At 66.4% G+C, this 13,494-nt stretch carries 11 protein-coding genes and 2 tRNA genes; 11 read left to right on the forward strand and 2 right to left on the reverse strand.

Features of this window, described 5'->3' with window-relative positions:
• Positions 1-15 precede the first annotated feature (15 nt).
• From JYA52_RS13655 to JYA52_RS13690, 8 genes are all read left to right on the forward strand, one after another.
• A complete protein-coding gene (locus JYA52_RS13655; protein WP_205653715.1) occupies positions 16-792 on the forward strand; it encodes a fumarylacetoacetate hydrolase family protein in 777 nt (258 codons plus the stop codon).
• 130 nt (positions 793-922) lie between these two features.
• The gene (gene gltX, locus JYA52_RS13660) at positions 923-2,446 is read left to right on the forward strand and encodes a glutamate--tRNA ligase (protein WP_205653716.1); all 1,524 of its coding nucleotides are present in this window, start codon (positions 923-925) and stop codon (positions 2,444-2,446) included.
• Positions 2,446-3,201, forward strand: coding sequence for an HAD family hydrolase (locus tag JYA52_RS13665; RefSeq protein ID WP_205653717.1), 756 nt, complete (start codon positions 2,446-2,448; stop codon positions 3,199-3,201). Before gltX ends, JYA52_RS13665 begins: the two co-directional genes overlap by 1 nt.
• A 343-nt stretch (positions 3,202-3,544) precedes the next feature.
• Positions 3,545-3,616, forward strand: a tRNA-Gln gene (locus tag JYA52_RS13670).
• 131 nt (positions 3,617-3,747) lie between these two features.
• Positions 3,748-3,823: transfer RNA gene (locus JYA52_RS13675), tRNA-Glu, on the forward strand.
• Positions 3,824-3,951: 128 nt separating this feature from the next.
• Entirely contained in the window at positions 3,952-5,007 is a 1,056-nt protein-coding gene (locus tag JYA52_RS13680; protein WP_205653718.1) for an acyltransferase family protein, read from the forward strand.
• 22 nt (positions 5,008-5,029) lie between these two features.
• The gene (locus JYA52_RS13685; protein WP_372433852.1) at positions 5,030-6,802 is read left to right on the forward strand and encodes a dynamin family protein; all 1,773 of its coding nucleotides are present in this window, start codon (positions 5,030-5,032) and stop codon (positions 6,800-6,802) included.
• Positions 6,799-8,415 (forward strand): GTPase, encoded by a 1,617-nt coding sequence (locus tag JYA52_RS13690; RefSeq protein WP_205653720.1) that lies wholly within the window; start codon positions 6,799-6,801, stop codon positions 8,413-8,415. Before JYA52_RS13685 ends, JYA52_RS13690 begins: the two co-directional genes overlap by 4 nt.
• A gap of 20 nt (positions 8,416-8,435) precedes the next feature.
• Here JYA52_RS13690 and JYA52_RS13695 read toward each other — a convergent pair whose 3' ends face one another.
• Both JYA52_RS13695 and JYA52_RS13700 read right to left on the reverse strand, forming a co-directional pair.
• The gene (locus JYA52_RS13695; RefSeq protein WP_205653721.1) at positions 8,436-8,984 is read right to left on the reverse strand and encodes a DUF1697 domain-containing protein; all 549 of its coding nucleotides are present in this window, start codon (positions 8,982-8,984) and stop codon (positions 8,436-8,438) included.
• A 67-nt stretch (positions 8,985-9,051) separates the two neighbouring features.
• Positions 9,052-9,771 carry an IclR family transcriptional regulator gene (locus tag JYA52_RS13700; protein ID WP_043420062.1) on the reverse strand — a complete coding sequence of 240 codons (720 nt, stop codon included), beginning with the start codon at positions 9,769-9,771 and terminating at the stop codon, positions 9,052-9,054.
• Between the two features lie 111 nt (positions 9,772-9,882).
• Between JYA52_RS13700 and leuC the strand changes: the two genes are divergently transcribed.
• The 3 genes from leuC to murA all read left to right on the forward strand — a co-directional run bounded on the left by leuC (position 9,883) and on the right by murA (position 13,491).
• On the forward strand, positions 9,883-11,337 hold the full coding sequence (gene leuC, locus JYA52_RS13705) for a 3-isopropylmalate dehydratase large subunit (RefSeq protein ID WP_205653722.1): 1,455 nt from the start codon (positions 9,883-9,885) through the stop codon (positions 11,335-11,337).
• Between the two features lie 9 nt (positions 11,338-11,346).
• Positions 11,347-11,949 (forward strand): 3-isopropylmalate dehydratase small subunit, encoded by a 603-nt coding sequence (gene leuD, locus JYA52_RS13710; RefSeq protein ID WP_205653723.1) that lies wholly within the window; start codon positions 11,347-11,349, stop codon positions 11,947-11,949.
• A gap of 216 nt (positions 11,950-12,165) precedes the next feature.
• The gene (gene murA, locus JYA52_RS13715) at positions 12,166-13,491 is read left to right on the forward strand and encodes a UDP-N-acetylglucosamine 1-carboxyvinyltransferase (protein WP_205653724.1); all 1,326 of its coding nucleotides are present in this window, start codon (positions 12,166-12,168) and stop codon (positions 13,489-13,491) included.
• Positions 13,492-13,494 lie beyond the last annotated feature (3 nt).

Below are 13,494 nucleotides of genomic sequence, written 5' to 3' on the forward strand. Positions count from 1 at the left end.
GGTAGGCTTGGGGCCATGCGTATTGCCCGGTTTGTAGCTGATTCTGATCCCCTCTACGGCGTCGTTGAAGGCGAGCCAGGCAGTGAGGAGATCACTGTCATCAACGGCGACCCTTTCTTTAACGGTGTGGAACGCACCCACGTCCGCCACAAGCTGGAGGACGTCCGCCTGCTTGCGCCCATCATCCCGCGCAGCAAGGTGATCGGCGTGGGGCGCAATTTCGCGGAACATGCCCGCGAACTCGGCAACGAAGTGCCCCAGCACCCCCTGCTGTTCCTGAAGCCCAACACCTCCGTCGTCGGTCCGAACGACCCCGTCGTGCTTCCGGAGTTCTCCGATGAAGTCTCCTACGAGGCCGAACTCTGCGTGGTGATCGGGCGGATCTGCAAAGACGTTCCGGAAGAGCGCGCGGACGACGTGATCTTCGGATACACCTGCGGCAACGACCTCACCGCCCGGGACGTCCAGAAAACCGATCTGCAGTGGGCCCGTGCCAAAGGCTTCGACACCTCCGCGCCGCTCGGCCCCTGGATCGAGACCGAGCTTGACCCCGAGGACCTGTCCATCAAGGGCAGGCTCAATGGCGAGCTCCGCCAGGACGGCAGCACCAACCAGATGATCCGCGGTGTCCGGGAACTCGTCTCCATCGTCTCCAGCGCTTTCACCCTGCTTCCCGGCGACGTCATCATGACAGGTACCCCGGCGGGCGTGGATCTCGTGCAGGCCGGCGACCGCTTCGAAGTCGAAATCGAGGGCATCGGCAGGCTCTCGAACCCCATCGTCCGCCGCTAGCCCCATTTCGTCAGCATCGCCGGCAGCCGCCACGTGGATCCGCGTGGCGGCTGTTCTGTTGCGGGGCTGCAGCCAACCGGGCAGTTGCGACGAATTCCCCTGGGAGGCAGGCGGTAAAGTTGGAGTCACTATGACTACTCCTTCTGCGCCCCATGCCGTCTCCAGCTCCGCCCTCCGTGAAGTCACCGCCGACACCCCCGTCCGGGTCCGGTTCTGCCCTTCGCCCACCGGCACCCCGCACGTCGGCCTGATCCGCACGGCCCTCTTCAACTGGGCCCATGCCCGGCACACCGATGGCACGTTCGTGTTCCGCATCGAGGACACGGACGCCGCGCGCGATTCGGAGGAGAGCTACCAGCAGCTGCTTGAAGCACTGAAATGGCTGGGCATCACCTGGGAGGAAGGCGTCGAAGTCGGCGGACCGCACGAGCCGTACCGCCAGTCGCAGCGCCTCGACCTCTACAAGGACGTGGTGGCCAAGCTCATGGAGGCCGGCTACGCGTACGAGTGCTACTCCTCACCGGAGGAGGTTGAGGCGCGGCACCGGGCCGCCGGCCGCGACCCCAAGTTGGGCTATGACAACTTCGACCGCAATCTTTCCGATGAGCAGCTGGCTGCCTTTAAGGCCGAGGGCCGCCAGCCGGTGCTGCGTGTCCGCATGCCGGACGAGGACGTCACCTTCACGGACATGGTGCGCGGCGAAATCACCTTCAAGGCCGGCAGCATCCCGGACTACGTCATTGTCCGCGCCGACGGCTCCCCGCTGTACACCCTGGTCAACCCCGTCGATGACGCCCTGATGGGCATCACGCATGTCCTCCGCGGCGAGGACCTGCTTTCTTCCACGCCCCGCCAGGTGGTCCTGATCCGGGCGCTGATGGACATCGGCGTGGCCAGCTACATGCCCGTCTTCGGGCATCTTCCCTACGTCATGGGGGAGGGCAACAAGAAGCTCTCCAAGCGGGATCCGCAGTCCAACCTGTTCCTGCTCCGGGACCGCGGATTCATCCCCGAAGGCCTGCTGAACTACCTCTCGCTGCTCGGCTGGAGCCTGTCTGCCGACGAGGACATTTTCACGGTGGACCAGCTGATCGAGCACTTCGACGTCAACGACGTCCTGGCCAACCCGGCACGCTTCGACATCAAGAAGGCCGAAGCCATCAACGGCACCCACATCCGCATGCTTGAACCGGAGGATTTCCGCGGACGCCTGGTCCCCTACCTCCGTGCCGCGGGACTCGTCGGGGACTCGCTGACCGTCCGCGAGGAGGAGATCCTTGCCGAGGCCGCTCCGCTGATCCAGGAGCGCATCTCCCTGCTGGGCGAAGCCCCCGAAATGCTTGCCTTCCTGTTCAAGGCCGACGACGCCATCGACGTCGCCGATGACGCCCGCAAGGGCCTTCCCCAGAACCTGGTCGAGGTCCTCGACGCGGCGCTCGCCGCCCTCGAGCCCGTTGGGGAGTGGAGCGCGGAAAACATCCAAACCGCCCTGAAGCAGGCGCTGGTGGAGGACCTTGGCATCAAGCCGAGGCTGGCGTTCGGCCCGGTCCGCACTGCCATCTCCGGCCGCCGGATCTCGCCGCCGCTGTTCGAATCCATGGTCATCCTGGGCAGGGAATCGTCACTGGCGCGGCTGCGCGCCTTCCGCGGCTGATGTCCGGACAGGCGGCCGTGGAGGCCGGAGCAGTCCTGGACCGCCGGTTCGGCGCGGTGGGCGGCGTCCTTTTCGACATCGACGACACCCTGGTTGACCTGGGATTCGCCATGACCACGGCCCTGCGCGATGTCAGCGAACACCTCCTGCCCGGCCTAGACCAGGCCGGGTGGGAGAAATTCGGCAGGATCTTCACGCACGAAACCACGCACTACTACGACCGCTACCTCGCTGGCGAGCTGACCTTCAACGAGCAGCGGCTGCTGCGGGGACGTGCGGCGCTGGGACACTTCGGCGTCGAGCTGGGCGAAGGCGAAGAATCGCATAACTGGCTCAGCTCCTATGCCCGGCTGCAGCCCAGCTACGTCAGGGCGTTCGAAGATGTGACGCCGCTCCTGGATGCGCTGGACGCTGCCGGCGTGCCTTACGGTGCCGTGAGCAACAACGTGCATGACTACCAGCGCGTCAAGCTGGACAGTGCCGGGCTGGATCGGATCCGTGTTCTCGTGGGCACGGACACCGTGGGCGTGCCCAAGCCCGATCCGGCCATCTACCTGGAAGGTGTGCGCCTCCTGGGCAGCACCGCGGACAGCACGCTGTACGTCGGGGACAACCGGCTGCTCGACGCTGAAGGCTCGACGGCGGCCGGCCTGCTGGGTGTCTGGCTGAACCGCGTCGGGGAGTCAGCCCCGGATTTCAGGGGTCACGAGGTGGCCACCCTGCTGGAGCTGCTGGCCGGGGACCAGGCCGCCTAACGCACCTTTTCCTGCACGCTGCTTCTTGCACACAGCCCGGCACCGCCGTGGACGTGATGCAGCTAACAGGCAAAGGGTCGCGGCATGCAGGCCTCCGCGGGGAGCCTCGGCGGCGCGTCGACGGGCCGTCGCCCCCCGGGCGCGCACGGCAACTTCCGCGTAATTCCGGGGGTTTTGACGCTAGGGCAGGCCCGTGCCGTGCGGAAAGTGGTCGGCCCGCGCCATCGTCTGCGGGGTTCGGGGGCCGATTTGTGCAGGGCAAATCTCTCGGGTAAAGTAATTACTCGTGCTGAGGCGCTCGGAGCGCAGGATTGATCCTGCGGAACCGGCCCGAAAGTGCCATTGGGATATGGTGTAATTGGCAACACTACGGTTTCTGGTACCGTCATTCTAGGTTCGAGTCCTGGTATCCCAGCGCTGAAATATCCGCGGAATTCCGCTGGTTTTTCGGAAGTTTCAAAGCGAATTACCGATTTGAAACAGCTGCTAAGTGTGTGAAACAATCACTTAGCCCGAATGGCAGAGATGCTGATCGGAAAAGTACACGGCCCCATCGTATAGCGGCCTAGTACGCCGCCCTCTCACGGCGGTAACGCGGGTTCGAATCCCGCTGGGGTCACCAACATCCCCCGGAGCTTAGGCTCCGGGGGATTTTTTGTTGTCACGCTGCGTGCCTGTCCTGGCGGCGCTATGGCCAACATGTGACCACTGCCATACCCTGAACCCAGTCAAAACTCATTGGGGGAAACCATGCTGGGGCACAGGTTCGCGGAGGGCAAGAATTCGCTCAACGCCATCAGGCTGGTACTCGCCGCAATGGTCATCGTGTCCCACTCGTGGTGGTTGGGCGGATACGGGCCCGAACCGCAGCCCGGTGGTGTGAAGCTGGGGACCTGGGCCGTCATAGGATTTTTCGGAATCTCCGGATACCTGATTACCCAGAGCAGGATGCAGGCGAGGACCGCCGGGAGCTACGCCCGGGCGAGATTTCTGCGGATCTATCCGGGACTCTTCGTGTGCGTCGCCGTGGTGGCCTTCGCGATAGCCCCGCTGACGGCTGCCGTCACGGGCAGGCGGTTCGCATGGCCGGACCTGCTGATGTACTTCGCCACGAACCTGAGTGCGGGGATGCCGCAGGTAGCACTTGCAGGCATCCCGGGAACGCTGGACGGTCTGCCGGATCCTATGTCATGGAATGGCCCGCTCTGGACCCTGTTTTGGGAGATCGTCTGCTACGTCCTGGTTGGCGTGGTATTCGGGCTCTTCCGCCCGGAACTTGCCCGCGTTGCGGTATTGAGTCTCTTCCTGCTCGGTTCCGCAACTGTTTTTGCTGTCGATGCCGGATGGCTTGCCTCGCCCACTCCTTATGACTGGCCGTTGGTGCCCGTCTTGTCGTTCTTGGCGGGCTCCTTGGCATACCTCTTCCGGGACCGGATTCCTGCGGGTCGCAGTGCTCTCGGTGTCTGCGCTGTCCTGGTTGCTGTCATTGCCGGTCTGGGATTTGCCCCGTCGTTGATACACCTGCCCTTGTGTGTTCTCCTGCTGGCCGGTTCCTTGCAGCTGCCGCTTTCCGCGGTGGGGTCCCGCTACGACATTTCCTACGGCGTCTATATCTACGGCTGGCCCGTGCAGCAGGTCCTTGCCTCCCTCGGAATTCATGACGCAGTACCGCCGCTCATTTTCGCGGGAGCCGCATTGCTCATCGTGGCACCCCTGGCCTGGGTGTCCTGCCGCTATGTTGAGGGTCCGGCCCGGCGCTGGCGCCGGTCCAAGAACGCATCGCGAAGGGTCCACGAACTGGCATGATGAAGCTGTGACCCCATCCCACGTGCCAGAGCCGCCCAGCCGACGGCCAAAGTCACCCGCCGAGCAGTCGGCCGGGGCTGTGGCGCTGCTTGAGGCCGTGCACCGCGACCTGGCGTCCGTGTCGCTGCCGCTGGCCCTGCCTGGCGCGGAACAAACCAGGCTCGAGATCCGCAATGCGGTGGCCCAGCTCGATGACTACATCCTCCCGCGCTACCGGAGCCTCGATGCCCCGCTGCTGGCCGTCGTCGGCGGTTCCACCGGAGCCGGCAAATCGACGCTCGTCAACGCCCTGGTGGGCCACCCGGTGACACGGGCAGGGGCAATCCGTCCCACCACCAGGCAGCCCATACTCCTGCACCATCCGGCGGACGGAGCATGGTTTGAGGACCTCCGCGTCCTGCCGGGCCTCAGCCGCATCCGGGGTGTCGTCGTCCCTGCCGAGGTCCCGGCCAGTCACGCCGGCCCCGCGCCGGACGCCGCTGCCGTCTCGTCGCTGGTCCTGGTGGCGGACACCGCCGTACCGCAGGGAGTGGCACTCCTTGATGCCCCCGACGTCGATTCCATATCCGATGACAACCGCAAGCTAGCGGGCCAGCTGCTGGCGGCCGCCGACCTGTGGGTCTTCGTGACCACCGCCAACCGCTACGCCGACGCCGTCCCCTGGAAGCTGCTGCTGAACGCTGCGTCCCGGGACATCATGGTTGCGGTCGTACTCGACCGGGTCCCGCCGGCGGCCGAAGCCGAAGTCAGCGAGGACTTGGGTGCGATGCTGGTCCGCGAGGGCCTCGGGGAAGCTGCACTGTTCGTCGTTCCGGAAGTCTCCCTCAACCAGCTCGGCATGCTACCGGCCGCCGCCGTCGAGCCCCTCAGGGCCTGGCTGGGAAACCTGGCCGCCGACGCCGCCGGGCGGGCGGACATTGCCCGCCGCACGCTCAACGGCACGGTGAAGGCACTGGGCCAGCGCGTCCAGCTGGTGGCGGAGGCCGCCGGCGAACAAGCGCGGGCGGCCGGGGTGCTGGGCGACGATGCCCGCGGCGCCTACCAGGACGCGCTGGTCCGGATCCTGAACGCCACCAAGGACGGAGCCCTGCTGCGGGGTGAGGTACTGGCGCGCTGGCAGGATTTCGTGGGTACGGGTGAATTCTTCCGGAGCGTGGAACAGAACATCGGCCGCTTCCGGGACCGCATGGGCGCGTTCTTCCGCGGCGAACCCGCCCCCGCGGTCAAGGTGGAAACCGCGATCGAAACCGGGCTGCAGGCGGTCATCGTCGATGAAGCAGCCAATGCTGCCGAGGACACGGACCGGCGCTGGCGCTCGGACCCGGCCGGCCGCCAGCTGCTCGGCACGGACGACCTCTCGGGAACCACTCCGGGGTTCGCAGAGGACGTTGCCGCGGAGATCCGGGCCTGGCAGGGGAGCCTGATGGAACTGATCCGCACCGAGGGCCAGGACAAGCGAACGCAGGCGAGATGGCTGTCCTTTGGCGTCAACGGCCTTGGGGCCGCCCTGATGGTGGTGGTCTTCTCCATGACTGCGGGCCTGACGGGACTGGAAGTCGGAATCGCAGGCGGCACGGCCGTCGTCGGCCAGAGACTGCTCGAGGCCTTCTTCGGCGAGGATGCCGTACGCCGCCTCGCAAGGACCGCCCGTGAAGACCTTCATGCCCGCTGCCAGCGGCTGCTGCAGGCTGAACAGGAACGCTTCCTGGAACGGCTGGCGTTTGATCAGGGCGCATCAGCCGACGTGCTCGCCGGCCATGCCCGGCTGCTTGCCCGGCTGGCGGACGCCGCGTGAGCCGCCACAGCCTGGCCAAGGAAGCGACCCGGCTGCAGGCCCGCCTTGAGGCCCTGAACGATGCCCGTGAACTGGCGGAGGGCGTCCTTCCGGACGACGCGCTCGGTGAAGTCCTCCACGTTCTGGAGCGGGCAAGCTCGCGGAGGTCCCTTTCGGCGGACCACACCGTGGTGGGCTTCTTCGGCGCCACTGGAAGCGGCAAGTCAACCCTGTTCAATGCCGTCAACGGGGCTGAGATTGCGACGGCGGCAGCCCGCCGGCCCACCACGTCGGAACCGCTGGCGAGTGTCTGGGGAGTGGACGGCAGCGAAGCGCTGCTGGACTGGCTGGACGTGCGGCAGCGCCATCATGCCGCGCCCGTCACGGACTTCGCGGACGAATCCAGCGGGCTCATCCTCCTTGACCTGCCGGACTTCGATTCGACCAGGACCGCAAACCGCGAGACGGTGCAGCGCCTCGTGGGCATGGTGGACGTCCTCGTCTGGGTGCTGGATCCGCAGAAGTACGCCGACGCCGCCGTCCACAACGATTTCCTGGCCCCGCTGGCCTCGCACGCCGCCGTCACGCTCGTGGTGCTGAACCAGATCGACAGGCTGCCCGAAGCCGACGTGCCGCCGGTGCTGGAATCGCTCAAAGGAATCCTCGCCCGGGACGGCCTCGGCACAGTCCAGGTCATGGGCGCGTCCGCCCTGACCGGTGCCGGAGTGGACAAGGTCCGCGCAGCCATCCGCCAGGTTGTTGCCCGAAAGGCAGCCCTGTCACAGCGGCTCTCGGCCGATGTCTCCAGGGCGTCTGCCCGGCTGTTGGAGGCGTCAGGGGCAGGTGAGGCAGCCGGGGTGAAGGGCGGTTCGAAGGCGCGGCTGGCGGAGGAGCTCGCCATCGCGGCCAACGTTCCGCTCGTGGTCGATGCCGTAGGCCGCTCCTACAGGCTGGAGTCCACCCGCAGCACGGGCTGGCCGGTAACGCGGTGGCTCATCCGGTTCAGGCCTGATCCGCTGCGGCGCCTGAACCTCCGACGCGCCGCCAACCCCGAAGTGAACAGGACCTCCCTGCCTCCGGCCAGCGCACCGGAGCGGGCCCGGACAGACGCCGCGGTCCGTGAATTCGCCGATGCCGCGAGCGAGGGCGCACCCGGCCCCTGGCGGGCGTCCATCCGGAACGCAGCCCGCGAAGGCAGGGAGCAATTGCCGGACGCCCTGGACCAGGCCATTGCGGGTGCCGACCTGAGAGCCGGGAAGAAATCCTGGTGGTGGGGTGTCTTCAACGTGGTCCAGTGGCTGGCCCTGCTGACCGTCGTGGGCGGGCTGGGGTGGCTGGGTGTGCTGGCCGTCCTCGGCTACCTCCAGCTTCCGGTCCCGGAGGTGCCCCGCGTGGAGGGCTGGCCTGTTCCCACCCTCATGATTGCCGGGGGAGTCGTACTGGGCATCCTCCTCGCGGTCACCGCGAAGTTCATCACGGCAGCCGCTGCACGCATGCGGGCCGCGGCGGCGAGGAAACGGCTCACGTCAGCCGTGGCCGAGGTCGCCGGGACACTTGTGGTGGAGCCCGTGGAAGTGGAAATCAGCCGCCTGAAATCCTTCAACTCCGCGGTGAAGGCTGCAGCAGCGGCTTAGGGCGAACCGGCTGACTGCACTTAGTCGCCGCGCTCGGTTGCCGCCGCAGCATCCCGCACCTTGACCATGGTCCGGAGATTCCGTGTGGTGGTAGAAGCCTTGTACTTCGGCTTGGCCGACAGCTTGCTGAAGGGGCTGTCCAGGGTCCCGCCTGCCGGGGCGAGCCAGGCCGACGCCTCCGGACCCAGCCGGGTCTGTTCCACCCCGCCGAGCGACTCCCCGGCGCTGAACAGCTCGTCAAGCGCGGCAGTGTCCGAGGCCAGCGTGATGTAGGTGTGTGTGGCCTTATCGTCGGCCGGGTAGTGGCACGCTTCGACGAGCTCCGCCACACGCGAGGCCGTGAGCACCACCACCCAGGCGTCGTAGCCGAAGGCTTCCCGCAGGCAGGCCTCAAATTCCTTCTTGACGGCTGCCGGTTCCAGGTCGCTGGTCAGTACCACGTTGCCGCTGGCCAGGAGCGTTTTCACGCCGTCGAAGGGGCGGGACTTGAGGGCTTCCTTGAGATCCGCCATCTTGATAGTGATGCCGCCAACGTTGATGCCGCGAAGGAAGACTGCATAGCTGGTCATCGGCCCAGAATACTGCCAGCGGCCGCGGCTCCCGGGCAACGCCATAGGCGGCGGGAGCCGGCAAGCCTCAGTCGTTGTTCTTGCGGAGCGCCTCGGTCAGGACCCGGGCTGCGTTGCAGACGACTTCCGCGTGAAGCCGGCCGGGCTGGCGGGTGAGCCTCTCAATGGGGCCGGAGATGGAGACCGCGGCGATCACCCGTCCGGAGGGTCCGCGGACCGGCGCTGACACCGAGGCGACCCCCGGCTCACGTTCGCCGAGGCTCTGGCCCCAACCCCGCCGTCGTACTCCTGCCAAAACAGTGGGCGTAAAACGGGCTGACTGCAGGCCTTCCAGCAGGCGGTCATGGTCTTCCCACGCGAGCAGGACCTGGGCGGCGGAGCCTGCCTTCATGGACAGCTGCGTGCCGACGGGGATGGTGTCGCGGAGGCCAATCGGCCGCTCGGCGGAGGCGACGCAGACGCGCCAGTCGCCCTGGCGGCGGAAGATCTGGGCACTCTCGCCCGTGGCGTCGCGCAACTGCATCAGCACCGGGCCGGCCGACGCGATGAGGCGGTCCTCGCCGGCCGCCGAGGCAAGTTCCACCAGGCGGCTGCCGAGGACGAAGCGGCCCTGAATGTCCCGGCTCACCAGGCGGTGGTGAACGAGCGCCAGCGCGAGCCGGTGCACGGTGGGCCTCGCCAGCCCCGTGGCGGCGACGAGCTGCGCCAGAGTCGTGGGTCCGGCCTCGAGTGCATCAAGCACTTGGGCCGCTTTATCAATGACACCGACTCCACTAGAATTGTCCATGTAATGATATTGCCGTCTCATTATCTGAGATGCAAATCTTTTGACTGGCGTATTACACGGCTCTGCTGTTTCAGTGGAACCAACAATCAACAGCTGTGAAGGGAGAAGGCCATGGCGAACACATTGGCCGAGAAAGTCTGGGACGCGCACGTGGTGCGCAAAGGCGACGGCGATGGCGCCAACGCTCAGCCGGACCTTCTCTACATCGACCTTCACCTCGTCCATGAGGTGACCTCGCCGCAGGCCTTCGAGGGACTGCGCCTGGCCGGCCGCAAGCTGCGCCGCCCGGACCTCACCATCGCGACCGAGGACCACAACACTCCCACGCTGGACATCGACAAGCCAATTGCCGACCTCACCAGCCGCACGCAGATCCAGACCCTGCGCAACAACTGCCAGGAGTTCGGTGTCCGCCTCCACTCGCTCGGCGACGCCGAGCAGGGCATCGTGCACGTGGTTGGCCCGCAGCTGGGCCTGACCCAGCCGGGCATGACCGTGGTCTGCGGCGACTCACACACGTCCACGCACGGCGCATTCGGTGCGCTCGCCATGGGCATCGGCACGTCCGAGGTGGAGCACGTCATGGCCACCCAGACGCTGTCCCTCAAGCCGTTCAAGACCATGGCCATCAACGTCGAGGGCACGCTGAAGCCCGGCGTCACGGCCAAGGACATCATCCTCGCGGTGATCGCCAAGATCGGCACCGGCGGCGGCCAGGGCTACGTTCTGGAGTACCGTGGCTCGGCGATCCGGGCGCTGTCCATGGAAGCGCGGATGACCATCTGCAACATGTCCATCGAAGCAGGTGCCCGCGCCGGCCTGGTGGCCCCGGACGAAACCACCTACGCCTACATGAAGGGCCGCCCGCACGCGCCCGAAGGCGCGGACTGGGACGCCGCCGTCGAGTACTGGAACACGCTCCGCAGCGACGACGACGCCGTCTTCGACGCCCAGGTTGACCTCGACGCCGACACGCTCGAGCCGTTCGTGACCTGGGGAACCAACCCCGGCCAAGGTGTCTCGCTCTCGGACAAGGTGCCCTCGCCCAACGACTTCGGCGACGAGAACGCCAAGGCGGCGGCAGAACGCGCCCTGCAGTACATGGGACTGGAGGCCGGAACCCGCATGAAGGACATCCGGGTTGACACGGTCTTCCTGGGTTCCTGCACGAACTCACGCATCGAGGACCTGCGGGCCGCGGCAGACGTCATCCGCGGCCGCCAGAAGGACCCCCAGGTCCGCATGCTCGTGGTTCCGGGCTCGGCACGGGTCCGCCTTGAAGCGGAGGCCGAAGGCCTGGACAGGGTCTTCAAGGACTTCGGCGCCGAATGGCGTTTCGCCGGATGCTCCATGTGCCTGGGCATGAACCCGGACCAGCTGGAACCGGGGGAGCGCTGCGCCTCCACGTCCAACCGGAACTTCGAAGGGCGCCAGGGCAAGGGCGGACGCACCCACCTCGTGTCGCCGGTGGTGGCAGCAGCCACCGCCGTGCGCGGAACGCTGAGTTCGCCGTCGGACCTTGACCCGGCACCGGAATCCGCAGCCCTCCACACCGACGCAGCCTAGGAAGACCTCATGGAAAAGTTCACCACCCACACCGGCATCGGCGTGCCGCTGCGCCAGAGCAACGTCGACACGGACCAGATCATCCCGGCCGTCTACCTCAAGCGGATTACCCGCACCGGCTTCGAAGACGCGCTGTTTTCGGCCTGGCGAAAGGACCCCTCGTTCATCCTGAACCAGGCACCGTTCAACGCCGGCTCCGTCCTGGTGGCCGGTCCGGATTTCGGCACGGGCTCCTCCCGTGAACACGCCGTGTGGGCGCTCAAGGACTATGGCTTCAAGACCGTGCTGTCGTCCCGGTTCGCTGACATTTTCCGCGGCAACTCCGGCAAGCAAGGCCTGCTGGCCGCCGAGCTCGCCCAGGATGACATCGAGCTCATCTGGAAGACACTGGAAAATGCCCCGGGCACCGAGGTGACGGTGGATCTCGTGTCCAAGACCGTCATCTGCGGCAACCTGGTTGCCCCGTTCGCGATCGATGACTACACGCGGTGGCGCCTGCTCGAAGGCCTGGATGACATCGGCCTGACCCTGAAGCACGAGGAAGACATCACCGCCTACGAGGCCACGCGGCCGGCCTTCAAGCCGAAGACCCTGCCGGCCAGGCTGTCCTAGGCAGCCTTCGGGGCCAAGGTCCCTGGCCCGAGGGCCGCGGCCGGAAGACCCGGAGGGAGGCCCGTCGCATGCCATGCGGCGGGCCTTTACCGTGCCCCGCAGGTCATTGTGCCTGCGGCGGAAGAGGGCGTATTTCGGTTCGGTAACGCAAGCTCATATGCTTAGCTGGTGCCTTTGTAAGGATTTGGGGGCGAGTAGTCGTGAGGAAACCGGTAAATGAGTAGTGTTCTGACAATCCGCGGAGGCGTCCCGCTTACTGGCCGTGTCCACGTCCGCGGTGCCAAGAACCTTGTACCCAAGGCGATGGTGGCGGCGTTGCTCGGCAACGAGCCGTCAGTGCTCCGGAACGTTCCGGAAATCAAGGACGTCGAGGTTGTCACCAGCCTGCTTCAGCTCCACGGCGTCACGGTCGAGAAGGATCCCGTCAGCGGCGACCTCACCCTGGACCCGACAGACGCCAAGACGGCCTCCAGCACGGCCATCGACGCCCACGCCGGCGATTCCCGCATCCCGATCCTGCTGTGCGGGCCCCTGATCCACGCCATCGGCGAGGCCTTCATCCCGGACCTCGGCGGCTGCAAGATCGGCGACCGCCCCATCGACTTCCATTTGGATGTGCTGCGCCAGTTCGGCGCCGTCGTGGAGAAGCGCCCGGGCGGCATTCACATTTCCGCGCCCAAGGGACTCCATGGAGCCAAGATATCCCTGCCGTACCCGTCGGTCGGTGCCACGGAGCAGGTCCTGCTCAGCGCGACGCGAGCCGAGGGCATCACGGAACTCTCCGGCGCGGCCACCGAGCCTGAGATCGTCGACCTGATTGCGGTGCTGCAGAAGATGGGCGCCATCATCAGCGTCCAGACGGACCGCACGATCCGCATTGAAGGGGTCCGTGACCTTGGCGGCTACAACCACCGGGCTCTCGCTGACCGCAATGAATCGGCCTCCTGGGCTTCCGCTGCACTGGTGACCCGCGGCGACATCTTCGTTGAAGGCGCTTCCCAGCGCGACATGATGACGTTCCTGAACACCTTCCGCAAGGTGGGCGGCGGCATGGACATCGGCGACGACGGCATCCGCTTCTACCACCGCGGCGGCAAGCTCTCGCCGCTGGTGCTTGAGACCGATGTCCACCCCGGCTTCATGACGGACTGGCAGCAGCCGCTCGTGGTGGCACTGACCCAGGCCGAGGGCGTGTCAATTGTGCACGAGACCGTCTACGAGAACCGCTTCGGTTTCACCGACGCCCTGATCCGCATGGGTGCCAGCATCCAGGTCCACCGGGAATGCCTGGGCAGCGTGCCGTGCCGCTTCGGCCAGCGGAATTTCCGGCATTCAGCCGTCATCTCCGGTCCGATGCAGCTCAAGGGCACGGACATCGATGTGCCGGACCTGCGCGGCGGTTTCAGCCACCTCATTGCCGCCCTGGCGGCCACCGGCACGTCCCGCGTGACGGGCATCGACATCATCAACCGTGGCTACGAGCGCTTCACTGAAAAGCTGGCAGGCCTCGGGGCCGACTTCGACATCACTGCTGCGAAGTAGCGT

Origin of the sequence: Arthrobacter pascens (assembly GCF_017052465.1) — a bacterium.
GTDB lineage: Bacteria > Actinomycetota > Actinomycetes > Actinomycetales > Micrococcaceae > Arthrobacter > Arthrobacter pascens.